This window comes from Mesorhizobium sp. C399B (genome assembly GCF_030323185.1).
In the GTDB taxonomy this organism is placed as follows: domain Bacteria; phylum Pseudomonadota; class Alphaproteobacteria; order Rhizobiales; family Rhizobiaceae; genus Mesorhizobium.
This window is the reverse complement of the sequence record NZ_CP100472.1, coordinates 4039507-4063640: the sequence shown is the minus strand read 5'-3', so window position 1 is coordinate 4063640 and position 24134 is coordinate 4039507. Positions and strand designations below refer to the sequence as shown.

The 24134-nt window shown below is 63.2% G+C and carries 23 protein-coding genes; 1 reads left to right on the top strand and 22 read right to left on the bottom strand.

All coding sequences use genetic code 11. The features are described 5' to 3' along the window. Positions 1-13: 13 nt before the first annotated feature. From pnp to rimP, 9 genes are all read right to left on the bottom strand, one after another. The gene (pnp, locus tag NLY36_RS19480; RefSeq protein WP_023736150.1) at positions 14-2161 is read right to left on the bottom strand and encodes a polyribonucleotide nucleotidyltransferase; all 2148 of its coding nucleotides are present in this window, start codon (positions 2159-2161) and stop codon (positions 14-16) included. Positions 2162-2439: 278 nt separating this feature from the next. Continuing rightward, a complete protein-coding gene (gene rpsO, locus NLY36_RS19475) occupies positions 2440-2814 on the bottom strand; it encodes a 30S ribosomal protein S15 (protein ID WP_280790898.1) in 375 nt (124 codons plus the stop codon). A gap of 95 nt (positions 2815-2909) precedes the next feature. Then, positions 2910-4004, bottom strand: a complete 1095-nt coding sequence (gene corA, locus NLY36_RS19470) for a magnesium/cobalt transporter CorA (protein WP_023682006.1) — start codon at positions 4002-4004, stop codon at positions 2910-2912. Positions 4005-4048: 44 nt separating this feature from the next. Further along, entirely contained in the window at positions 4049-5020 is a 972-nt protein-coding gene (gene truB, locus NLY36_RS19465; RefSeq protein ID WP_023696732.1) for a tRNA pseudouridine(55) synthase TruB, read from the bottom strand. After that, positions 5020-5439 (bottom strand): 30S ribosome-binding factor RbfA, encoded by a 420-nt coding sequence (gene rbfA, locus NLY36_RS19460; protein ID WP_023669558.1) that lies wholly within the window; start codon positions 5437-5439, stop codon positions 5020-5022. The genes truB and rbfA overlap by 1 nt, the downstream gene beginning before the upstream one ends. A gap of 161 nt (positions 5440-5600) precedes the next feature. Next, positions 5601-8165: a translation initiation factor IF-2 gene (gene infB, locus NLY36_RS19455; RefSeq protein WP_023669557.1), complete on the bottom strand. Its 2565-nt coding sequence runs from the start codon at positions 8163-8165 to the stop codon at positions 5601-5603. After that, positions 8162-8812 (bottom strand): RNA-binding protein, encoded by a 651-nt coding sequence (locus tag NLY36_RS19450; protein WP_023696733.1) that lies wholly within the window; start codon positions 8810-8812, stop codon positions 8162-8164. The genes infB and NLY36_RS19450 overlap by 4 nt, the downstream gene beginning before the upstream one ends. A gap of 38 nt (positions 8813-8850) precedes the next feature. Next, on the bottom strand, positions 8851-10446 hold the full coding sequence (gene nusA, locus NLY36_RS19445; RefSeq protein WP_023669555.1) for a transcription termination factor NusA: 1596 nt from the start codon (positions 10444-10446) through the stop codon (positions 8851-8853). Between the two features lie 47 nt (positions 10447-10493). Further along, a complete protein-coding gene (gene rimP / locus NLY36_RS19440) occupies positions 10494-11138 on the bottom strand; it encodes a ribosome maturation factor RimP (protein ID WP_023669554.1) in 645 nt (214 codons plus the stop codon). 335 nt (positions 11139-11473) lie between these two features. Between rimP and NLY36_RS19435 the strand changes: the two genes are divergently transcribed. Continuing rightward, a complete protein-coding gene (locus NLY36_RS19435) occupies positions 11474-11638 on the top strand; it encodes a hypothetical protein (protein WP_023669553.1) in 165 nt (54 codons plus the stop codon). A 41-nt stretch (positions 11639-11679) separates the two neighbouring features. Here NLY36_RS19435 and trmB read toward each other — a convergent pair whose 3' ends face one another. From trmB to NLY36_RS19370, 13 genes are all read right to left on the bottom strand, one after another. Further along, complete coding sequence (trmB, locus tag NLY36_RS19430; RefSeq protein WP_023669552.1) at positions 11680-12381, bottom strand: tRNA (guanine(46)-N(7))-methyltransferase TrmB; 702 nt, start codon at positions 12379-12381, stop codon at positions 11680-11682. Between the two features lie 121 nt (positions 12382-12502). After that, positions 12503-13768, bottom strand: coding sequence for a methionine adenosyltransferase (gene metK / locus NLY36_RS19425; protein WP_023669551.1), 1266 nt, complete (start codon positions 13766-13768; stop codon positions 12503-12505). 222 nt (positions 13769-13990) lie between these two features. After that, positions 13991-14410, bottom strand: a complete 420-nt coding sequence (locus NLY36_RS19420) for a helix-turn-helix domain-containing protein (protein WP_023669550.1) — start codon at positions 14408-14410, stop codon at positions 13991-13993. Between the two features lie 137 nt (positions 14411-14547). Next, the gene (lnt, locus tag NLY36_RS19415) at positions 14548-16140 is read right to left on the bottom strand and encodes an apolipoprotein N-acyltransferase (protein ID WP_023669549.1); all 1593 of its coding nucleotides are present in this window, start codon (positions 16138-16140) and stop codon (positions 14548-14550) included. 77 nt (positions 16141-16217) lie between these two features. Continuing rightward, positions 16218-16688 (bottom strand): VOC family protein, encoded by a 471-nt coding sequence (locus NLY36_RS19410; protein WP_023669548.1) that lies wholly within the window; start codon positions 16686-16688, stop codon positions 16218-16220. 20 nt (positions 16689-16708) lie between these two features. Next, the gene (locus NLY36_RS19405; protein ID WP_023682011.1) at positions 16709-17803 is read right to left on the bottom strand and encodes a hemolysin family protein; all 1095 of its coding nucleotides are present in this window, start codon (positions 17801-17803) and stop codon (positions 16709-16711) included. A gap of 28 nt (positions 17804-17831) precedes the next feature. Further along, the gene (ybeY, locus tag NLY36_RS19400) at positions 17832-18338 is read right to left on the bottom strand and encodes an rRNA maturation RNase YbeY (RefSeq protein ID WP_023669546.1); all 507 of its coding nucleotides are present in this window, start codon (positions 18336-18338) and stop codon (positions 17832-17834) included. A gap of 17 nt (positions 18339-18355) precedes the next feature. After that, on the bottom strand, positions 18356-19348 hold the full coding sequence (locus NLY36_RS19395) for a PhoH family protein (RefSeq protein ID WP_027049340.1): 993 nt from the start codon (positions 19346-19348) through the stop codon (positions 18356-18358). Positions 19349-19431: 83 nt separating this feature from the next. Beyond that, positions 19432-20733 (bottom strand): tRNA (N6-isopentenyl adenosine(37)-C2)-methylthiotransferase MiaB, encoded by a 1302-nt coding sequence (gene miaB / locus NLY36_RS19390; RefSeq protein ID WP_245260273.1) that lies wholly within the window; start codon positions 20731-20733, stop codon positions 19432-19434. Positions 20734-20917: 184 nt separating this feature from the next. After that, positions 20918-21718, bottom strand: a complete 801-nt coding sequence (gene olsA / locus NLY36_RS19385; protein WP_023669543.1) for a lyso-ornithine lipid O-acyltransferase — start codon at positions 21716-21718, stop codon at positions 20918-20920. 28 nt (positions 21719-21746) lie between these two features. Continuing rightward, the gene (gene rimI / locus NLY36_RS19380; protein ID WP_023669542.1) at positions 21747-22241 is read right to left on the bottom strand and encodes a ribosomal protein S18-alanine N-acetyltransferase; all 495 of its coding nucleotides are present in this window, start codon (positions 22239-22241) and stop codon (positions 21747-21749) included. Then, positions 22241-22918 (bottom strand): tRNA (adenosine(37)-N6)-threonylcarbamoyltransferase complex dimerization subunit type 1 TsaB, encoded by a 678-nt coding sequence (gene tsaB / locus NLY36_RS19375; protein ID WP_023669541.1) that lies wholly within the window; start codon positions 22916-22918, stop codon positions 22241-22243. Before tsaB ends, rimI begins: the two co-directional genes overlap by 1 nt. A gap of 107 nt (positions 22919-23025) precedes the next feature. Next, on the bottom strand, positions 23026-24132 hold the full coding sequence (locus NLY36_RS19370; protein WP_023692588.1) for a DUF1513 domain-containing protein: 1107 nt from the start codon (positions 24130-24132) through the stop codon (positions 23026-23028). Between the last annotated feature and the right edge of the window lie 2 nt (positions 24133-24134).

Below are 24134 nucleotides of genomic sequence, written 5' to 3'. Positions count from 1 at the left end.
ATTGTCAGACCACTCAGGCGGCGTTTTCTTCGCCTTCGGCCTTCTTGTCGCGGGCGATTTCCTTGCCGGTGGCCTGGTCGACGACCTTCATCGACAGGCGGACCTTGCCGCGCTCGTCGAAGCCCATCAGCTTGACCCAGACCTTGTCGCCTTCCTTGACGACGTCCGAGGTCTTGGCGACCCGGTCGTTGGCAAGCTGCGAGATGTGGACGAGGCCGTCACGCGGACCGAAGAAGTTGACGAAAGCGCCGAAGTCGGCGGTCTTGACGACCGTGCCTTCGTAGATTTCGCCGACTTCCGGCTCGGCGACGATGGTATGGATCCACTTCTTGGCCGCCTCGATCTCCTTGGCGTTCGACGAAGCGATCTTGACCGTGCCGTCGTCCTCGATGTTGATCTTGGCGCCGGTCTTCTCGACGATCTCGCGGATAACCTTGCCGCCGGAGCCGATCACGTCGCGGATCTTGTCGGTCGGGATGTGCATGACCTCGATGCGCGGTGCGAACTCACCGAGTTCGGGGCGGGCGCCGGTCAGAGCATGCGCCATCTCGCTGAGGATATGCTGGCGGCCGTCCTTGGCCTGGTCCAGCGCGATCTTCATGATCTCCTCGGTGATGCCCTCGATCTTGATGTCCATCTGCAGCGAGGTGATGCCGCCTTCGGTACCGGCAACCTTGAAGTCCATGTCGCCGAGGTGATCTTCGTCACCCAGGATGTCGGACAGAACCGCGAAGCGCTCGCCTTCCTTGATCAGGCCCATCGCGATACCAGCAACCGGCTTGGCCAGCGGAACGCCGGCATCCATCAGCGCCAGCGATGTGCCGCAGACGGTGGCCATCGACGACGAACCGTTGGACTCGGTGATCTCCGAGACGACGCGCAGCGTGTAGGGGAACTGGTCCGCGCTCGGCAGCATCGGACGGATAGCGCGCCAGGCGAGCTTGCCGTGGCCGATTTCGCGGCGGCCCGGCGAACCCATGCGGCCGGTCTCGCCGACGGAGTAGGGAGGGAAGTTGTAGTGAAGGAGGAACTTCTCCTTGTACATGCCGGTCAGCGAATCGACATACTGCTCGTCCTCGCCGGTACCCAGCGTGGCAACGACCAGCGCCTGGGTCTCGCCGCGGGTGAACAGCGCCGAACCGTGCGTGCGCGGCAGGACGCCGACTTCCGAAACGATCTTGCGGACAGTCTTGAGGTCACGGCCATCGATGCGCGAACCGGTGTCGAGAATGTTCCAGCGCACGACCTTGGCCTGGAGTTCCTTGAACACCGAACCGATCTGCTCGGAGGTGTACTTGGCGTCTTCGCCTTCGGCCGGAGCGAACGCCGCCTTGACCTTCGCCTTGACGGCGTCGACGGCGGCGTAACGCTTCTGCTTGTCGACGTTTTTGTAAGCATTGCTGAGCTCGTCGCCGACGATCTTCAGCATTTCGGCTTCGAGCGCGGAGTAGTCCGGCGCCGTGAAATCGCGCGGCTCCTTGGCGGCAACTTCGGCCAGCTTGATAATGGCGTCGATCACCGGCTGGAAGCCCCTGTGGCCGAACATGACGGCGCCGAGCATCAGCTCTTCGCCGAGTTCCTTGGCTTCGGACTCGACCATCAGCACGGCGTCGGCGGTGCCGGCGACAATGAGGTCGAGCCTGGATTCCTGCATCTCATCGACATGCGGGTTGAGCACGTATTCGCCGTTGATGTAGCCGACTCGGGCGCCGCCGATCGGGCCCATGAAGGGAACGCCCGACAGCGTCAAAGCGGCCGAGGTGGCGACGATCGACAGGATATCGGGATCGTTCTCGAGGTCATGCTGGACGACGGTGACGACGATCTGGGTGTCGTTCTTGTAGCCGTCGGCGAAGAGCGGGCGGATCGGGCGGTCGATCAGGCGGGAAACCAGCGTTTCCTTTTCGCTCGGACGTCCCTCGCGCTTGAAGTAGCCGCCCGGGATCTTGCCGGCGGCGTAGGTCTTTTCCTGGTAGTTGACGGTCAGCGGGAAGAAATCGAGGCCTGGCTTCGGCTCCTTCATCGAAACGACGGTGGCGAGAACCTTGGTTTCGCCATAGGTCGCAAGCACCGCGCCGTCAGCCTGACGTGCGATCTTGCCGGTTTCCAAGATGAGCGGACGGCCGCCCCATTCGATTTGCACTTTGTGGTAGTTGAACATATCTTGTCCTTAATAAGCGGAAAGGGCCGCGCCGTTTCACGGTGCGCGGATGCCCTTTCCCTGGCTTCCTTTCTCGGGCAGCCACGGGCAAGACAACGGGAAGCTCGGGTAGATTTCGGCGCTGGTTAGCGCACGAGCGTCCTGCAATCCTGCCCCATGACCGTCCATGGGCGGTTTCGAGTGGCCTCTGCACGCTCGAAACCGGGTCTGGCCAATCGGTGCGACTGGCAGAATGCGCGACCGGCGGGCTCTCCTTCGAAAGCCCGCCGGTCAATTCGTCAACGGCGCAGACCGAGCTTCTCGATCAACGTCTGATAGCGCGCGTCATCCTTGCGCTTGAGATAATCAAGCAGGCTGCGGCGCTGGGAGACGAGAGCGAGCAGACCACGGCGGGAATGGTTATCCTTCTTGTGGTCCTTGAAGTGGTCGGTCAGGTTCTTGATGCGCTCGGAAAGGATGGCCACCTGGACTTCCGGAGACCCGGTATCGCCCTTGGCGGTTGCGAATTCACCCATCAATTCCTGTTTGCGCTCGGCAGTAATCGACATCGTGTTTTTCCTTATCTGTTTGAGGAAACGGGTCGCCCTCAGCCGGGATGTCGTCCAGCAGGGGCCGGTGCAAGCAAAGCGACATGGCGCGATGCTGCGGCGCATATAAGGCAATTCCCTGGAAAACACCAGCCCATTCATAAAGCCGGCTCCTCGCAGCCCTTTGCTCAGGAATCCAGGATCCCCCTGACACCTGAAGCTTACAGCCACTTTTTGCTTTTGAAGAAGACGATCAGCCCGACAGCAACGGCCAGCATGAACAGCAGCGAAGCCGGGTAGCCATAGTAGGCTTTCAGTTCCGGCATGTTCCACGGCGAGCTCTCGGGATCGAAATTCATCCCCCAGATACCGACCAGGAAGGTTAGCGGCATGAAAATCACCGAGACGATGGTGAGATAAGAGATCACATCGTTCGTGCGCGCCTGGCTCAGCGACAAATGCATTTCGATCAAGCCGGTCAGCATATCACGCTGGTTCTCGACCAGCTCGATCAGCCGCAATGCGTGGTCGAGCGTGTCGTTGAAGAAGATTTTCGTCTCCGGCTTCACATAGGGCACGTCGTTGCGGATCAACGTCGCCAGCGCGTCGCGCATCGGCCACAGCACGCCCTTGAGCACATTGGCGTCGCGCCGCAATTCGTGCAGCTGGCGCATCTGATGCTTGTGAGGCGTGTTGAGCATCTCGTCCTCGATGCCATCGACCTCCTCGCTAGCGGCCTCAATCGGCGGGAAATAGCTGTCGACGATGGAGTCGATGAGCGCATAGGCCAGATAGTCGGCGCCGCGCATCCGCAAGCGGTTGGGCAACGCTGCCGCGATGCGCTTGCGTACGGGGTCGAACGGATCGCCTTCGCGCTCCTGGAAGGTGACGACGAATTTCTTGCCGAAGAACACCGCGATCTGCTCATAGCGATGCACCTTGACGTCGTCGATCATGCGCATGACGACGAAGGCGTGGTCCTCGAAGAAGTCGACCTTCGGCCGCTGGCCGGTGTTGACGACATCTTCCAGAGCCAGTGGATGCAGGTTGAAGATCCGGCCGATCTCCTCGATCAGCTGGATGTTGGCGAGACCGGTGCAGTCCAACCAGACGACCGGCCAGTTGTCGCAATGGGTGTTGAGATCGTCGATGCTGGCATCGTTGATGGTCTTGAATTTTTCAGGCGAAATCAGCGTCAGCCGCAGCTCGGACCGTCGCGCCGCCGGATCGGCGATCAGCGTGCCGGGCGAGGCGCCAACCGGCGGCCGGCGCGTTGTCACCGGCGCCCGCTTCTTCACCGCCTCAGCCTTTGCCATGTGCCCCTCGGATGTGACGTCGACGTAAGACTAGACGAGAGTGGTCAGCCGACAAAGACCCGCTTCGGCTTGAACATGCCTTGCTCGATGGCGCCGATGGCGACAAGCTTGCCGCGCGCGGTGGCGCAGGCTTCCTCGGCTTCCACGGGCGCGTCGCGGCCGCGGATGATGACGGGATTGCCAAGGCGGATCTTGGTCGCCGCTTCGTCGCTGATGGCGATCTGGGGCAGGCAGTCGAGCGCGGCAGCCGTGTCGACAAGCAGCGCATCGATGGCGCCGAAGTCGATCGGCGCATCGGCAACATCGGCGTCGCCCTCTCCGTCAGCTTCGCGCTGTTCGCCGAAACGGGCGACTTCCAGTTCGGCGAGGGTGACGAAATCCTCCTGGGTGAACGGCTCGACCTCGACCCGGCGCAATTCGGCGATGTGGCCGAAGCAGCCGAGGTCGCGGCCCATGTCGCGGGCCAGCGAGCGAACATAGGTGCCTTTGCCGCATTCGACCTCGAACAAGGTGTGGCCGGCAGCGTGCTCGACGATGTCCAGACGGCCGATCTCAATCTCGCGCGCGGGGATGTCGACTGTCTCGCCCCCACGAGCGAGATCGTAGGCGCGTTCGCCTGATATCTTGATGGCCGAGAATTGCGGCGGTGTCTGCATGATGACGCCGGTGTAGTTCGGCAGCAGCGCCCTGACATCTTCTTGCGCCGGACGGCGGTCGGAACTTTGCGTCACCGGGCCTTCGAGATCGTCGGTCGAACGCTCCTCGCCCCAAGCGACGGTGAACCGGTAGATTTTGGCGCCGTCCTGCACATAAGGCACGGTCTTGGTTGCCTCGCCCAGCGCGATCGGCAGCATGCCAGAGGCCAGCGGGTCGAGTGTGCCGGCATGGCCGGCCTTTTCGGCCTGGAAAAGCCATTTGATCTTGGAGACGGCTTCGGTCGAACCCATGCCAACCGGCTTATCCAGCACCACCCAGCCGGAGATCGGCCGGCCCTTCTTCTTGCCGCGGCGCCCCACTATTTCTCGTCCTTGTCGTTGTCTTCGCCATCGGCACCCAAGTCTCGCGCGACTTCGGGCGATTTCAGCAAATCGTTGATCCTGGCGAAATTGTCGAAGGACGTATCGAGCTTGAAGCGGAACTCCGGCATGAACTTCATCTGGCGGAGCGCGCCGGAGACGCGGCCACGGACGAACTTCGCATGCTTGTTGAGCGCGTCGATGACCGCACCCGTGTCCTTGGCGCCAAGCGGCGAAACGAAGGCCGTTGCGACCCTCAGATCAGTGGACATGCGCACTTCCGAGACCGAAACCACGGTGTTCTCGATCAGCGGGTCGATAATCTCGCCGCGCTGCAAGGTTTCCGACAGCGCATGGCGCACCTGTTCGGCGACGCGAAGCATGCGCTGGGATGGGCTGGAGGCGGTTGGACGGGGCATTTTTCTCAATCCGGAAAGCGTGAGGCGCGGGATGGGACCGTGCCGCCATGTCTCATATTTGTTCTATGCATGTCGTTTATCCCGCACTTTTGGGCGACAGGCATTAAAGTTAGGGCGGCGGTCTTTCGACCACCGCCCGGTCGTATCGACAGTATACGAACTCAGAGCGTCCGGGTCACCATCTCGACGCGGAAGCACTCGATGATGTCGCCGACGCGCATGTCCTCGTAGTTCTGGAAAGCCATGCCGCACTCCTGGCCGCCCGGAACTTCCGCGACTTCATCCTTGAAGCGCTTGAGGGTCTTCAGCGTACCTTCGTGGATGACGACGTTGTCGCGGATCAGGCGCACGCCCGCTCCACGTTCGACCTTGCCTTCGGTGACACGGCAGCCGGCGATCTTGCCGACCTTGGTGATGTCAAAGATCTCGAGGATCTCGGCATTACCGATGAAGGTCTCGCGGCGTTCCGGCGACAGCAGGCCGGAAAGTGCTGCCTTCACATCGTCGACGAGGTTGTAGATGATCGAGTAGTAGCGGATTTCGATGCCCGCGGCCGCCGCGGCCGCACGTGCCTGCACGTTGGCACGGACGTTGAAGCCGATGATCGCGGCCCCCGAGGTCTCCGCCAGCGACACGTCGCTTTCGGTGATGGCGCCGGCGCCGGCATGAACGATGCGCGCACGCACCTCGTCGGTGCCAAGCTTGTCGAGAGCGGCGTTGATCGCCTCGATCGAACCCTGCACGTCGCCCTTGATGACCAGCGGGAATTCCTTCAACCCGCTCGTCTGCAGCTGCGACATCATCTGTTCGAGCGAGCCGCGCTGGCCGGCATGGCGAGCCACTGCCTTCTCGCGCGCCAGACGCTGGCGATATTCGGTGATCTCACGGGCGCGGGCCTCGTTGTTGACGACAGCGAAGCGGTCGCCGGCTTGCGGCGTGCCCTGCAGGCCAAGCACCTCGACCGGCATTGCCGGCGGAGCCTCCTTGATCTGCTCGCCACGGTCATTGACCAGCGCGCGCACCCGGCCCCATTCGTTGCCGGCGACGAGGATGTCGCCCGGCATCAAAGTGCCGGTCTGCACCAGTACGGTGGCGACGGGGCCACGGCCCTTGTCGAGCTGGGCTTCGATGACCACGCCTTCGGCGGTACGGTCCGGATTGGCCTTGAGGTCGAGGATTTCGGCCTGCAGCAGGATCGCTTCCAACAGCTTGTCGAGGTTGGTGCCCTTGGTCGCCGACACTTCGACGTCCAGCACTTCACCGCCCATCGATTCGACGAACACCTCATGGCGCAGCAGTTCCGACCGAACCTTCTGCGGATCGGCATCATGCTTGTCGATCTTGTTGATCGCCACGATGATCGGAACGCCGGCCGCCTTGGCATGGCTGATCGATTCGATGGTCTGCGGCATGACGCTGTCGTCGGCCGCCACCACCAGGATGGCGATGTCGGTCGCCTGAGCGCCGCGGGCGCGCATCGCCGTGAAGGCGGCGTGACCGGGCGTGTCGATGAAGGTGATCTTCTGACCGTTCTTCTCGACCTGGTAGGCGCCGATATGCTGGGTGATGCCGCCGGCTTCGCCGGAGACGACATTGGCATTGCGGATGGCGTCGAGCAGCGAGGTCTTGCCGTGGTCGACATGGCCCATGATGGTCACGACAGGCGGCCGCGACACCAGGTCCTCGGCATTGTCGGCAATGTTGAACAGGCCTTCCTCGATGTCGGACTCGGCGACGCGGCGGACCGTGTGGCCGAATTCTGTGGCGACCAGCTCGGCCGTGTCGGCGTCGATGATGTCGCCCGGCTTCAGGATCTGGCCCTGCTTCATGAAGTACTTGACCACATCGACAGCGCGCTCGGACATGCGCTGCGCCAGTTCCTGGATGGTGATGGTTTCAGGCAGGATCACTTCGCGCATAACCTTCTCGCGCGGCTCATTATGCATCGCGCGCTTGAATTTTTCCTGGCGGCGACGCATCGACGACAGCGAGCGGGCGCGCGCGTCCTCGTCGGAAAGAGCCGTGTTGAGGGTCAGCTTGCCGCGACGACGGTCTTCCTCGGCCTTGGTCGGCTTGGCCGGGCGCGCCACTTCGGGCGTAACCGGACGGCGTACCGGGGCACCGGCGGCGGTGCGCTTCGGCTTGACCTCTTCCTCATCGTCCGACGCCACAAGCTCGGCAGCCTGCGGCGCGCGGCGGCGCGCTTCTTCCTCGGCGCGGCGGCGGGACTCGGCCTCGGTCTGCAGGCGGGCTTCTTCCTCGGCCTGACGGCGCGCGGATTCCTCGCGCTCGCGCTTGCGGCGTTCCTCATCCTCGTTGCGGCGCTTGGCCTCTTCGATGGCGCGTTGGCGGTCCTCGACGTCGCGAACCTTGGAGCCTTCGAGCGCCCTGCGGCGCGCTTCCATCTCATTGCGCGACAGTTCGTTCAGCACCATGCCGCCGCGTTCGGCCGGGGGCGGCGGAGGCGGCGCCTTGGGCGCTTCCTGCACGACGGGGGCTGCCACTACCGCGGGCTTGGGCGTAAATACGGGTGCAGCCACCGGCTCCGGCTTGTCGCCGGGCATGGAGAATTTGCGCTTCTTGATCTCGACCTGGACCTGCTTGGTGCGGCCATGCGAGAAATTCTGTCGCACGACGCTCTGCTCGGTACCGGGGCGCTTCAGCGTCAAGGTCTTCTTCGGTGTAACACTCAACGTCTTATCGTCGCCCGATTTCGTATCGCTCATTCCATATCCTCTGCAGCATCATCTTCGTCAGCAACGGCCGCAAGCATTGCCAGATCGTCGGGGGTTCCGCCCCGATATCGGTCGAGCGCAACCATGCGCCTCTCAACCGCCTTGCCCGCGTCTCCCGCGAGAACGGCAGCATGTATCACATTTGTACCCCCCAATGCCAAGCTCAACTCGGCCTCGGAGAAAAGTTTGTAGGCAAGGACTGCCGGCCCGCCGAGGTGGACAGTTGCCCGCCGCGCCTGACTGATCTTGCGCACGCCATCGTCGGATGCCTCGGTCGCGTGGAGCACGAAAAGCGCCAACCCCGAGCGCACCGCGCTCTCGACCTTGGTTGCGCCGAGTGCGATCGAGCCAGCCTTGCGGGCAAGGCCGAGCATACCCAAAGCGGATCGTGCAAGCAGTCCGTCGACCATGCCGCCGAGATCGGGCGGCACGATGACCTGCGCCTTGAAGGCGCGGGCAAACAGGTTCTTCGCCGCCGCCTTGTCGATATGTAGGCGGTCGGCGCTCACCCAACAACCACGGCCGGGCAGATTTCTCTTTAGGTCAGGAACGACGGCCGAATCCGGGCCGACGACGAAACGGATCAGCTCATCCGGCTCGGCTTGCTTGCGCGTGACGATGCAGGTGCGATCGTTCATCTCGTCCTGGGGCGGGTTGTGTGCGATGCGGTTTCACCTCACGCACCAACGGCTTCGTCAGCCGGGACCTGTTCGGCTGCAAGCTCGTCTTCGGTGATCCAGCCGGCCTTGAGGCGGGCTGCCAGAACCATCTGCTCGGCGTCGGCGCGCGACACGCCGTGATTGGCGAGCACACCCGGGAATACCTTGGTCTCGCCGTCCTTGCGTTCCTTCCAGCCGGTCAGGTCGTCGGCGGCATAGCCGGCGAAATCCTCGATCGTCTTCACGCCATCCTCGCCGAGCGTCACCATCATGGCGGTGGTGACGCCAGGGATCTCGCGCAGTTCGTCGGTGACGCCCAGCGCCTTGCGCTTGTCGTCATGCTCGGCTTCGATCTTCTCCAGATATTCGCGGGCGCGGGTCTGGATTTCCGAAGCGGTGTCTTCGTCGAAACCGTCGATCGAGGCGATCTCGCCCGAATCGACATAGGCAACTTCCTCGACGCTGGTGAAGCCTTCGGAGGCCAAAACCTGGCCGACCATCTCGTCGACATCGAGGGCTTCCATGAACAGCGACGAGCGTTCGACGAATTCCTTCTGGCGGCGCTCGGACTCCTCGGCCTCGGTCAGGATGTCGATGTCCCAGCCGGTGAGCTGCGAGGCAAGACGCACGTTCTGGCCGCGACGGCCGATGGCCAGCGACAGCTGGTCGTCGGGAACCACCACTTCGATGCGCTCGGCATCCTCGTCGAGCACGACCTTGGCGACTTCCGCCGGCTGCAGCGCGTTGACGATGAAGGAGGCGGCCGAAGGCGACCACGGAATGATGTCGATCTTTTCGCCCTGCAATTCGCCGACCACGGCCTGGACGCGGCTGCCGCGCATACCGACGCAGGCGCCGACCGGATCGATCGACGAGTCACGCGAAATGACGGCGATCTTGGCGCGCGAGCCTGGGTCGCGGGCGACCGACTTGATCTCGATGATGCCGTCATAGATTTCCGGCACTTCCATGGTGAAGAGCTTGGCCATGAACTGCGGATGGGTGCGCGACAGGAATATCTGCGGGCCGCGCTGTTCGCGGCGCACGTCGTAGACATAGGCGCGGACGCGGTCGCCGTACTTGTAGTTTTCACGCGGGATCAGCTCGTCGCGGCGGATAATGGCCTCGCCACGGCCGAGATCGACGATGACGTTGCCATATTCGACGCGCTTGACGGTGCCGTTGACGATCTCGCCGATGCGGTCCTTGTATTCGTCATACTGGCGGTCGCGCTCGGCCTCGCGCACTTTCTGCACGATGACCTGCTTGGCCGACTGGGCGGCGATGCGGCCGAAATCCATTGGCGGCAGCTGTTCGGCGATGAAGTCGCCAAGCTGGGCGTCCGGATTGCGCTCGCGGGCCGAGGAAATGGCGATCTGGGTGGCGTAGTCGTCGACCTTCTCGACCACTTCCATCAGCCGCTGCAGCTTCATCTCGCCGGTGTTGGCGTTGATGTCGGCGCGGATGTTGGTTTCCTGGCCGTAGCGCGAGCGCGCGGCCTTCTGGATCGCATCAGCCATGGCGGCAATGACGATCGACTTGTCGATCGACTTTTCACGCGCCACCGCGTCGGCGATCTGCAGCAGTTCAAGTCTGTTGGCGCTTACAACCATCTTATTTCTCCCGAGCTTGTTGCCGAGCTTTTAGGCCCGGCCGCTCATCATAGTTCCTGTTCGATTTCGTCTTCCGCGCCGCCTTCAGCACCTTCGGGTGCATCATCAGCTTCGCCGCGGCGTTTCTTGGCTTCCTTGCGTTCCCGGTTGTCCTTCGAAAGGGCATCGCGAATAAGGTCGTCGGTGAGGATCAGCCGCACATCGGCGATCGCGTCATAAGGAATGCGAACCGTCGGCTCTTCGCCGTAGGCGGCCTTGTCGCGCTCGAGCAGCATGTCGTCTTCGCCGGCTTCGGCGATCTTGCCCTTGAAGCGCTTGCGGTCGGCGACCGGCACCGAGGTTTCCATCTTCACAAGATGGCCGGTCCAGGTGACGAAATCCGACTTGCGTACCAGCGGCCGGTCGATGCCCGGCGACGACACTTCGAGATGATAGGCCTTTTCGATCGGGTCATCGACGTCGAGCGCCGGCGACACAGCGCGGCTGACCTCTTCGCAATCCTCGACGGTCATGGTGCCGTCTTCGCGTTCGGCCATGATCTGCAGCGTCAGGCCGTTCTGGCCCGACAGATGCACCCGCACGAGACGGAAGCCAATGCCTCGCAACACCGGCTGAACGATCAGCGCGATGCGCGCATCGATACCGCTTTCGCGGATGATGCGGTCGTCGGCTTCGCTTGCCGTTGCAGTCATGCGGTTCCTGTCGTTCTCTGGATCAGGATGATCGTCGTCCCGAACCATCTCTTTGCTGATGGCTGACCGGCAGGTAATAAAAAAGAGCGGGACCGGGTGGACCCACTCTTCGTCATACCGACCAAGAATTTGAGGCTGATATAAACGATCCCGGCCGGTGTTTCAAGTCTGTTGACGGGCCGGGCAGAGTGCAGCCGGGGACGGCTGGCAGGATTGCGCGCGGCGCATGCCGGCTATGCGGTAACGGCCCTGTGATCCCGGATTTCACATCCCTATCTATGTTGCACTGCACAAATCAAAGATGAGCGCGCGGTGGCGCGCGAAAGGTCAAGACAATGAGCAACCGTACCGTGTTTTCCGCCATAGGCGACGCCTTTGCCCTGTTCGGCAGCGCCGTTGCCGCCTCGCGGGCCGTCGAAGCCGGCCGCAAGCCGCGCGCCAACGATCTGCGCCGGCTCGGCATGGACCCGACCGCTTTCGGCAAGATCGGCCGTTTCTGAACCAGACCGGCTGTCGATGCGGGACACTTTCCCGCATCGAACTATTTTCTGATGAAGGTGAGATAGGCCGGCCGTCGGCCCTCGCGAATGGCTTTTGCCTCGTAGCGTGTGCCCGGCCAGCCTTCATAGGGCCGATGCCAGTCGGCCCCATCTTGCACCTGCCAGAGGAGCGCGCCATGCGCCCGACAGTGCAACAAGGTCCAGTTCACATAGGTGTCGATGTCGGATGCGAAGCGGAATTTTCCGCCCGGCTTCAGCACGCGCGCGAACCGATCGAGGTTGAGCGGGCTGACAAAGCGCCGCTTCCAATGCTTTTTCTTCGGCCAGGGATCGGGGTAGAGCAGATCGATGCCGTCGAGCGACGCCTGCGGCAACCAATCGAGCAGGCGCGTGGCGTCGTCGTCATAAACGCGAAGATTGGCAAGCGGCTTTTCCCGCACCGCCATCATCAACTTGGCCATGCCGTTGACGAACGGCTCGACACCGATGAAGCCGGTCGCCGGTGCCTCCGTGGCACGGTGCAGCAGATGCTCACCGCCGCCGAAGCCGATTTCCAGCCGAACCGTTGAAACATCCGCTGAGAATAGCGCGCGCAATTCTGCCGGTGCCTGGACGGAGAGGTCGAGGCCATACGCTCCAAGACCGCTTTCCAGCGCCGCGGCCTGCTGCGGGCGAATGGTCTTGCCGTGCCGGCGGCCGAAGAACCCTTCGGTCGCGCGGCTCCGCCTGTCCTGTGGATCCATGGCCTGGTCGCGCGCCGCGCTTAGATTGAGATGAGATTTGGCTGAAATCTCATTCTCAATCTAATCCTTTGTTGGAGCATGATCTTTTCCAAAAAACCGGTACCACTTTTTGGAATCATGCCTAAGCAGCGATCGCGTCCTTGAGCGCCTTGGCCAGATCGGTCTTTTCCCAGGAGAAGGACCCGTCTCGGCCGGCCTTGCGGCCGAAATGGCCGTAGGACGAGGTCTTTGCGTAGATCGGCTTGTTGAGGTCGAGATGCCTGCGGATGCCGGATGGCGACAAATCCATCACCGTGCGCAGCGCTTCCTCGAGCTTGGCCTCGTCGACCTTGCCGGTGCCGTGCAGGTCGACATAGACCGACAGCGGCTGGGCAACGCCGATGGCGTAGGACAGCTGGATGGTGCAGCGGTCGGCGAGCTTGGCCGCCACTACATTTTTGGCGAGATAGCGCGCCGCATAGGCGGCGGAGCGGTCGACCTTGGTGGTGTCCTTGCCGGAGAAGGCGCCGCCGCCGTGCGGGGCAGCACCACCGTAGGTGTCGACGATGATCTTGCGGCCGGTCAGGCCGGCGTCGCCGTCCGGTCCACCGATGACGAACTTGCCCGTCGGGTTGATGTACCACATGCAATCGTCGGCGATCTTGAGGTCGCCGAGCGCCTCACGGATGTAAGGCTCAACGACCTTGCGGACCTTCTTGGAATCCCAGGTCGCGTCGAGATGCTGCGTCGACAGCACGATCTGCGTCGCTTCGGCGGCTTTGCCATCGACATAGCGAACGGTGACCTGGCTCTTGGCGTCGGGTCCGAGCTTGCCGGCTTCGCCGTTGTTTTCGTGACGGGCAGCGGCGAGCAGTTCGAGAATCTTGTGGCTGTAATAGATCGGCGCCGGCATCAGGTCCGGGGTCTCGCGGCAGGCATAGCCGAACATGATGCCCTGGTCGCCGGCACCCTCTTCGCCCTGGCGGTCGGCGGCGTTGTCGACTCCCTGGCCGATGTCGGGCGACTGGCCGTGCAGCAGAACCTCGATCTTTGCCGTCTTCCAGTGGAAGCCGGCCTGCTCGTAGCCGATTTCGCGGATCGCCTTGCGGGCGACCGACTTGAACTTGGCCGGGTTGACGACCGAATGCCCGGCGGCGTCCTTGAGGATGTTGCCGGCTTTGTCCCGCTTCAGCAGAGTATCGGGAACCCTTACTTCGCCGGCGATGACGACGCGGTTGGTGGTTGCGAGCGTCTCGCAGGCGACGCGGACTTTCCACGGGTCCATGCCGGTCTTCTTGGCCTCGCGATAGACCAGATCGACGATCTCGTCCGAGATGCGGTCACAGACTTTATCGGGATGACCCTCGGCCACGGATTCCGAGGTGAAGAAGTAGTTCTGCCGCGTCACGGGTGTCCCCTCTTGAAAAAACGATCGGCAGGGCTGCCGATTTTGGCGCGCCACGTGTTAACGGTGCCGGGCGCCGCTCGTCAAGCGGTGCCGCGGTTCTGGCATGAGTGCCGCAGCAATATATCTTGTACCACCGGCGGCTTGGCGCCGCCGGCAGTCGAGCCTCTGGGCTACTCGGGCCCGGGGGATTACTGGGGCCAATGGGTCAATCGACCCACCGAATCACTCGGCATCTTCGGCAGAAAGGGACTTCACAAGGTCGATAATCCGGCGGCGCACCTTCACATCCGCGATCTTGACGAACGCGCGGTTGAGCTGAAGCCCTTCCGGACTGCCGCAGAATTCGACGGCGAAAGCCATCGAAGTGTCCTCGGCAAATCCTCTATTACCCACCGGCTCCTGCCCTGGCGCATCCTCGAAAAAGAAGGCGACAGGCACGCTGAGTATCGAGGCTATTGCCTGCAGACGGCTGGCGCCGACGCGGTTCGTTCCTTTTTCATATTTTTGGATCTGCTGAAACGTAATACCGAGATTTTCACCAAGCTTTTCCTGGCTCATTCCAAGCATATTGCGCCGAAGGCGGACGCGACTTCCGACATGGATGTCGATCGGATTCGGTTTCTTCTTGTTTTCTTCTGTCATTTTTTCCTCGCCGAATTTTTCCGGCCTTTTCTATTTTTCTCGCCCAAACGAAGCCGGAGCCAACTGCCCCAACAGAAACACCAACCGACTTCGAGAAAATTAGGCGGTAACAGTATGAGTTTCTAATGTGTCGACTGTCAATTCACCCGTAGCCGTTGCCTTACGTTCAAGCTGAGGGCGATTGCGGCAAACACCAACATGATCAGCATTCCGTTAATGCGCCGCCCCGCGGCGGAGATGAAGGCTTGGCCGGAGATCGGCACCCGCACGTCGATGGCGCCACGTGCATCGACCGCCAATGCGTCGACGATGCGTCCCCGCGTATCGACAACGGCGGAAATGCCGTTGTTGGCGGCGCGCAACAGCGGCAATCCGTTTTCCACCGCGCGAATCTGAGCCTGCCTGAAATGCTGGTACGGCCCAGGCGTGTCGCCGAACCATGCGTCGTTGGTGACGTTCACAATAAGCTGGGATGACGTTGCGTCAACAGCCACAAGATCAGGAAAGATCACCTCGTAGCAAATAAACGGCAAGGCGCTGATGCCGCCGGGCAAAGCGATCGGATGGCGCTCGTTGCCGGCGGCGAAATTCATCGGCCCGGCGACGAGCTGTCCGATGCCGAAGCGGCTGAGCAGACCGGAAAACGGCAGATACTCGCCGAACGGGACCAGATGGACCTTGTCGACGGCATCAGCGATTTCGCCCTTGTCATCGATCGCCACCACCGAATTGTAGTAGCGGCTGTCGGCATCCGCCCCGGATCCGCGCTCCTCGCGCACGACGCCGGCAATCAGCATCTGACCAGGCTGCAGCATGTCGCCGACCGCGGTCAGCGCGTCCGGACGCTCGGTGAACAGGAAGGGTACCGAGGTCTCCGGCCACAGGATCAACTGCGGTTTGTTATGGCCGGGATCGGGCGCTGCGGCCGACAGGCCCATCATCGTGGCGAAGATGCGGTCGCGCACCGAGGCGTCCCATTTTTCGCTGAGGTCGACATCCGGTTGCACGATACGGACATCGAGAGTGCGGGTTGTCGGCTTGTCGGGGGTCGCGAGCCTGAAATAGCCGAAGCCAGCATGGGCGGCGACGAGAATGGCAAGCAGGACCACACCGAGACGGACATGCCGGCGTGCTGCAAGCAAGGCCGGCATGGCGAAGACAAAGACCGCCAGCGCGTTCATGCCGACCATGCCGGTCACCGACACGCTTTGCATCAACAGCGGCACGGGCATCGCCGCATAGCCGACGGCATTCCAGGGAAAGCCGGTGAACAGGAAGCCGCGCAGCCATTCCGTCAGGCCAAAAGCAAAGGCAAGGGCGGCAACGCGGCCAATATCGTTGGTCCATAACAGCCGCGCGACGACGGCGGCGAAGCCGTAGAAAAATGCCAGCGCCAAAGGAATGCCGACGACCGCGAAGGGTAAGGCCCAGGCGAAACTGTCGGCCTCGACCAGAAGCGCCTCGCCGATCCACCACAGGCCGGCGAGGAAATAGCCGAAACCGAACCACCAGCCGATGGCAAAAGTCGGCCGCAGGCGCCTGAGCCAGCCGTCGGAAGCCTCGCCGGTGGCGCCGTCGAGCAGCCAGACCAGCAGTGGAAACGAGACGAAACAGACGGCGAAGAAATCGTAAGGCGCCTGGGCGAGCACCGCCAGCGCCCCGGCAAGAAACGCCACCAGCGCGCGTCGCCAGCCCCAAAGCAGAATTATCCGGCCGGCAAGGCGCTCCATACAGACTTCCCAAGTCGCGCGAATCAGGAGCCAAGATTTATCAGATTTATTGAAACGCGAACCGGCCGATCGCTGCGCTATCGGTGCCATCCCTCGATGGTGAGCCCGCTCAGGTGCTCGGCCTCCTCGCGCGGCACGGTGCGCACGGTCTGGGTGAAGGTCCAGACATGGCCTTCGGGGTCGCGCGCCCGATACTGCCGTTCGCCGTAGAAATGGGCGGCAGGCTCCTCGACGATTTGGGCTCCAGCCGCCATTGCCCGCTCACAATGCACGTCCAGGCCGTCTTTCAGATGCACACAGACCGACTGAGTGTTCTTGCCGCCGACGCTTACCGGACTGGCAATATGATCGGCCCATTCGGAATCGACGATGATGTAGCCGTCGCCAAAACGCATTTCGGCATGGACCAGCCGTCCGTCGGCGTCGCTGACCACCATGCTCGGCTCGAAGCCGAAGGCCGTTTCGAGCCATTTCAATGCGGCTCGCGGGTCCTTGTAGAACACACCCGAGCCAAAGGTTGAGTGCTTGAAGGGATCGTCGATCGTCATCGGCCGGGCGACGTTCTGTCCTAGGCCTGCTCGGTGCGGGGGGCGGTCACGCGGCGGCGACGCTCGCCCTTCTGGTTCTGGACGATGCGCACCCGCTTGACGCGGCGCGGATCGGCGTCGAGCACGTGGAATTCGAAGCCGGGGATGGCTTGCACAACCTCACCACGCGCGGGCACGCGGCCCAGCGTGTTGAAGATCATGCCGCCGATCGTGTCGACATATTCACCATGCTCACCGGCGGTAAAGTCCTCGCCGATCATCTTGGCGACCTCGTCGATCTCGGCCTTGCCGTCGACGACGAACACGCCCTCGCCGGTCTGGGTGATCAGCGGCTCGTCCTCGTCATGCTCGTCCTCGATATCGCCGACGACCATCTCGACGATGTCTTCCAGCGAGGCGAGACCATCGGTGCCGCCATATTCGTCGATGACCAGCGCCATCTGGGTTCGCGTCGTCTGCATATGGCCCATCAGGTCGGAGGCAAGCATCGAGGGCGGCACGAAAAGCACCGGGCGGATTAGATTGAGGTCGCCGATGGTGCGGCCGAGATCGACCTGGGCGAGGTCGAGAAGCGTCGTTGCCGGCGTCTTCCTGGATGTTCTGCCCTTCTTGACCCGGGCGACCTTGGTGATGTGGGCCAGCACGTCGCGGATGTGAACCATGCCGCGCGGATCGTCGAGCGTCTCGGAATAGACCGGCATGCGGGAATGGCCGGACTGCTCGAACAGACCGAGCAGATCGCCCAACGTCGTGGTGATCTCGACGGCCTCAATATCGGCGCGCGGCACCATGACGTCCTCGACGCGTACCTCGCGCAGGCGCAATATGTTGTTGAGCATGGCGCGTTCGCCGGGCGAGAAAGACCCGGCATCGCTGGTCGTTTCGGCAAGCGCGCCGGCGATTTCCTCGCGCAGGCTGGTGCCGTTCCGCTGCCTGAAAAGGCCCAAGACGCGGTCGAACAGGGACGGACCGGCAGGCGATGGCTCGCTGGCAATGCTACCAGAAGCGGGGCTGCCGGAACTGGGACTCGGACTCGATCCCTCTTCCGTCGTATCGGAAGGCTTTGTCGCACTGCCAGCCTCGGGGCGGGCGGCAGTTTCTGGTTTGTCGTTCATCGTCGTCCGGTCAATTGGTCTTTTGTCATTACGTGTAGGGATCGGGAATGGCAAGCCTTGCGAGCGCTGAGCGCTCGATGGCTTCCATCTCATCGGCCTCTGCATCGGTCTCGTGATCGTAGCCCAGCAAATGCAGCAGGCCGTGGATGACGAGATGGGTGATATGGTTCTCGAAGGGCTTGTCTTCCAGGGCTGCTTCGCGCGCCACCGTCTCGGCGGCCAGCACGATGTCACCCAGCATGGGCGGCAGCTTGCCACCCCTGGGGAACGGAAAAACAGGGAAAGACAAGACGTTGGTCGCCTTGTCCTTGCCGCGCCAGCCGGCATTGAGGGTACGGATATGGGCATCGTCGGAAAAGACGATGCTGAGTTCGGAAGGACCGGCAGCAGCGGTTTCGGCAAAGGCAGCCGACACGGCGCGATCGACCAGACGCGTCAGCGCCGCCTCATCGGGCCAGTCGCCGGCCTCGACCGACATATCGATCTCGACGGGAACCGAACTATCCCCGCCGCCAGGTCTTATGTCTTCAGGCATGAGCCCGCATCGTCACATCAGCTCTCGGCGCCGAGGCCGCGCGCCAGCTTGGCGTCGCGGTCATAGGCCCTGACGATTTCGGCCACCAGCGGGTGGCGCACAACGTCGACATCGTTGAAGCGCACGGTTACCGCGCCCGCCACGCCGTCAAGGACACGCAAGGCTTCGACGAGGCCCGACTTGGTGCTTGGAGGCAGATCGATCTGCGTCGGATCGCCGGTGACGATCATGCGCGAATTCTCGCCGAGGCGGGTCAAAAACATCTTCATCTGCATCGGCGTGGTGTTCTGCGCCTCGTCGAGGATGACGGCGGCATGCGCCAGCGTGCGGCCGCGCATGAAGGCCAGCGGCGCGATCTCGATGACCTCGGCGGCAATGGCGCGCTCGACCTTGTCGGCCGGCATCATGTCGTAAAGCGCGTCATAGAGCGGCCGCAGATACGGATCGACCTTTTCCTTCATATCGCCGGGCAGAAAACCCAGCCGCTCGCCGGCCTCGACCGCCGGCCGTGACAGGATGATGCGCTCGACCATGCCGCGTTCGAGCAGCATCGCCGCATGCGCCACCGCCAGATAGGTCTTGCCGGTGCCGGCGGGGCCAATGCCGAAGACAAGTTCCGAACGCTCCAGCGCCCGCATATAGGCGTCCTGGTTGAGCGAACGGGCATAGATCGTCTTCTTGCGGGTGGAGATCTGGGCGGCCGAAACCTTGCCCTTGCGTTCCAGCGTCGGCAGCGTCAGCTGGTCGTCGGCGGCAATCGCCATGCGCACGGCGCCATCGACGTCGGACTGGCCAATATCGGTGCCCTTCTGGAGAATGCCGTAGAGATTGTCGAGCGCGCGGCGCGCCTGCTCGGCCGCCGAGGCCGAGCCCTTGATGGTGAGCTGGTTGCCGCGCGAGCGGATGTCGACGCCGAGCTTCTGCTCGAGCCGGGCCAGGTTCTCGTCGAACTGGCCGTACAGGGCGCTGGCAAGCTTGTTGTTGTCGAAAGTCAGAACGATGTGCGCCATGTCAGAGGCCCCGGACGTCTGGTTCTGGGGCAGAGTCTTCACTTCAGCAGCGCTCAACCGTCTCTCCTCATCTGCCGAGGCCATCAAGCCAACTCGGCGAACAGGCTATTGTAGCCCGTCTTCGTGATTCGCACCCGGATAATGTCACCGATTTCGCCGGCCTTTTCATCAACAATAACCGGCTGCAGCCAGGGCGAGCGGCCGACCTTCTGGCCGGCCTGACGGCCGGGCTTCTCGATCAGCGTGTCGATGGTGCTGCCGACCAGGCCCAGGCCGAAATCCTGCTGCTGCTTGAGCAACAATGCCTGCAGCTGTTGCAAACGTTCATCCTTGACCGCTTCCGGCACGTGATCGGGCATATCGGCGCCCGGCGTGCCGGGACGCGGCGAATATTTGAACGAGAAGGCCGAGGCGTAGTTCACCTGGCGCACCAGACCCATCGTCGCCTCGAAATCCGCCTCGGTTTCGCCGGGGAAGCCGACGATGAAGTCACCGGACAGCGCGATGTCGCCGCGCGCAGCGCGGATGCGCTCGAGCAGCGCCAGATAGTCCTTGGCCGTGTGCCTGCGGTTCATCGCCTTGAGGATGCGGTCTGACCCGGATTGCACCGGCAGGTGCAGATAAGGCATCAAAGCCGGGAGATCGCGATGGGCAGCGATCAATTCGTCGTCCATGTCGCGCGGATGGCTGGTGGTGTAGCGCAGCCGCGCCAGGCCAGGAATTTCGGCCAGCCGGAACAGCAGGCGACCAAGCCCCCATTCCATGCCATCCTCACCCTTGCCGTGCCATGCATTGACGTTCTGCCCCAGCAGCGTCACCTCGCGCACACCGGCATCGGCCAGCCGCTCGGCTTCGGCGACGATCTGCGCCACCGGCCGCGACACTTCCGAGCCCCTGGTATAGGGCACGACGCAGAAGGTGCAGAATTTGTCGCAGCCTTCCTGTACCGTGAGGAAGGCGGTGACGCCGCGCTTGATCATTTCGGCACGCTTCGGCTGCGGCAGATGCTCGAACTTGTCCTCGATGGCGTATTCGGTCTCGACGATCTTTTCGCCGCCACGCACCCGGGCCAGCACATCGGGCAGCCGGTGATAGGTCTGCGGGCCGATGACCAGATCGACAGCAGGCGAACGGCGGATGATTTCCGGGCCTTCGGCCTGCGCGACGCAACCGGCGACGCCGATCAGCATTTCGCGCCCAACTGCTGCGCGTTCAGCCTTCATGTCGCGGATGCGGCCGAGCTCAGAATAGACCTTTTCCGCCGCCTTCTCCCTGATATGGCAGGTGTTGAGCAGCACCAGGTCGGCGTCGGCGATGACATCGGTCGCGGTGTAGCCGTCGGCGGCCAGCGCATCGGTCATGCGCTGTGAGTCATAGACATTCATCTGGCAGCCATAGGTCTTGACGAAGACCTTTTTGGCCGGGGCGGACGCCGCAGCAGCGCTTTGCGAGGCGCTGTCGGTTTCGTTCCGCTCTATCGTGTTCAAATCCATCCGGCGGCTTCTAACGCCTTTCCGTGACAAAAAACAGACGATTCTCGGGCATCGGCCTGTAGGCGCTCGGCCTGCGCTAGCGGCTCGGTCGGGGATCGGCGAGCGCGGCCTGCATCATGGCGCGCACCTTGCTTTCCATCATCCTCGACGTTTCCTTGCGGTTCGAGCCCTTGGAAAAGGCGATGGGCTCGCCGAAATGCACCTCGACGTCAATGGCGCCTTCGGCCATCAGCACCTTGAGATGCGGCATCAGGTCCTGATCGCCGATCCAGGCAGCGAGCGGCCGGTGGCGACGGCCGAGAGGCACGCCGTGCACCCGCGTGTAGGCAATCGCCAGCGGCTGGATGAAGACCTGCTCGGCCGCGCCTTCCGAAATCGCCATCGAGGCGGCGCCGAACAAGGTGCTCTTGAACGGCAGGATGGTGTTGCCGTCGCCGGTAGAGCCCTCGGCAAATAGCACCATAGCGTCGCCCTTGGCCATGCGGCTGGCGATCTCGCTGGCCTGGTCGCCAGCTGTCCGCTTACGCTCGCGTTCGATGAAGACCGTACGCTGCAATTTCGACAGCCAGCCGATCAGCGGCCATCCCTCCATGTCCGCCCGAGCGATGAAGGTCACATCGGCAAAGGAGCCCAGCACCATGATGTCGGTCCAGGAGATATGGTTCGAGGCGACCAGCAGCGGGCGCTGGCTGGACAGCGCACCTTTGACATGGATGCGCAGGCCGAGCGTCCGGACGATGAGGCTGTGCCAGGCCTTCAGAATGACCGTCTCGCGCCAGATTCCAGTCTTCATCGACAGCAGCTGCAAAGGCACAAGGACCAGCGAACCGATGACAACGAGGCTCAGCGCCAGGAAAATCCTGATTTTTCCGATCATGCAGCTTGGCCCTGCCCCAAAACTTTGGCTAGCGAAGATCGCGGCGCATGACAAGCGCGCCGGTAGGACCATGTTCGGTCGAGCGGTAATAATTGGCGCGGTGCCCGACCTGGCGGAAGCCCAGCCGCCGGTAGAGGGCGATGGCAGCGACATTGGTCTCGTCGACCTCAAGGAACAGCGCCTCGGCGCGCTGCGCATGCAATTCGCGCAGTACGGCGTCCATCAATTGCCAGCCGAGCCCCTGGCGGCGATGCGAGCGCGCCACCGCCACGGTCAGAATCTCGCCCTCGCCGGCTGCAAGCCTGGCCAGCACGAAGCCGACCGGCGGCTTGGCGCCCTGGCCGATTTCGCGCGCGGCATAGCCGAACACGGTTTCCTGTTCGAGCAACGCGGCGAACTCGCCATCGGTCCAGGGCCGGACGAAATCCTCGCGGTGCAGCACCGACGCTGCCGGGCTGTCGGCGATGGTCAGCGGCTCGAGCGCATAGTCCCTGCGGCGCGGCTGGAGGAAAGGGATGCGCATCACTTTTCCTGCCTCAACAGGATGAACCCGGCCTGCGCCTTGGCATCGGCGCCGCGCAGATAGAGTGGCTTCGGCTTGTCGCCCTCGCCTTTTGCAGCGGCGAGCCGGGCGTAGACGGCAATGTCGGCGGTGGCAGCCGTCGGGCCGATATCGAAATCGCGACCGGCCGCGGCTGCGATCTGCACGGCGGCCGTGCCGGCAAGCACCGGACGATTGTCCGCCGCCATTCCCGCGGCTTGCGCAAGTGTGGTCACCGCCGGACCATAGCGCAAAATCGCTTCCGCATCGTAAAGCGCGGCATGGATTTCCTCGCGGCCGGCATCGAGAGCGGCCAGGACCGGGCGGCCGGGAAATGCCGCCCTCGCCTCGGCCGCCAGCGCCTCCAGTGTCGTTACCCCGATCGCCGGGATCTTCAGCGCCAGCGCCAGGCCGCGCGCCGCCGAGACGCCCACCCGCAGGCCGGTGAAGGAACCCGGACCGATGGAAACCGCAACGGCGCCAAGGCCGGCATAATCGGTGCCGTCCGCTTTCAGCGCTTCGTCAATGACAGCCATCAGGTGTTCGGCATGGCCTTTGCCGAGATCGAGTACCGAGCGGCCAAGTTCTCTGCCGCCCGATGCGTCATAGACGCAAGCGGCGCAGAGATTGGCGGCACAGTCGATGGCGAGCAGTTTCATGGGCGACCGGTTCGAAAAACAGTCTCCCTCTGCCCGCCACGGCGCGCCGCCGCAAGAGCCAGCGCGTAAATTGTTAAGTGGCTTCGCTTCGGTGCAGGCCGGACGGCTTACGCCGCCGGCGCGATGCGCAGCATGTGGTTGTCCCAGACATAGTCGGGCTCGGAGCGCGTCGCGCCGCTGCCTTCGATGATTTCGCCAGCACCCGTGGTTGCCATGAAGCCCGGGCCGTCGGGCGCCAGGCCGCAGACCTCGACCAGCGCCTTGGTGGCGACGATCTTGCCGCTGGCGGCGTCGATGACGGCCAGCGAATTGCCTTCCGGCGAAGACACCGCGACCGTGCCGGCAATCGGGTTGGCGGCGACCGAGCCGATGTAATTCCGGAAGCCGGATAGCACGTCCTGCGGCATGTCGAGCAGCTGCAGCCCCTTGCCGCGCGTGGCGCGGCCGACCAGCGGTGGCCGCTCGGTGCCCGGCCCGCGGTACTGGCAGCCGAACCAGATGGTGCCTGTGGGGTCGGCATCCATGTGGCGAATCGACAGCTGGTGCAGAGCCGGCGGCAGTTCGTGCTTTTCGATGAGATCGCCGGTTGTGCGATCGACCAGCACATAGGACGGCTTCATGGTGGCGATGTTGAGCTCGGCGCGGCCATAGTCGGGATGGGTCTCGATGCCGCCATTGGCGATGGCGATCGTCCGGCCGTCTCCGAGCAGCAAGAGCTCATGCGGCCCCATGCCATAGGTCGGAAACTCGCCGATGCGGCTGAACTTGGCCCGTGCGTCGTAGATCCCGACGACGCCGGCGGCATTGTCGAAATTGTTTTCGGTGGCGTAAAGCAGCGCGCCGTCGGTGGAAAACACACCGTGGCCGAAGAAATGCCGACCGGTGATGCTGGCGATGGTCAGCGGCGGCTCGCGGCCGGCATGGTCGAAGACCACGGCGAAGGTGCCGGGTTGCCGGGCGAAGACCACGGAGCGCTTTGAGGCCGGATCGAAGGTGACGTCGTGGCCACGGTCGGGCAGGTCGATCGCATGCAATACTTTTCCGGCTTCCGACAACACAGCGGCGCCAAAGCTGCCGTCGCGCTTGCCGAAGGCGGTGGCAAAGACGGCATCGGCGGCAAGCGTGTCCGCCCAGGCCCGCGGCGCCATTGACGCGACGAAGCCGGCGCCGGCAGCCCTGAGAAAATCGCGGCGGTCGATCAGCGGCGTCCTCATGA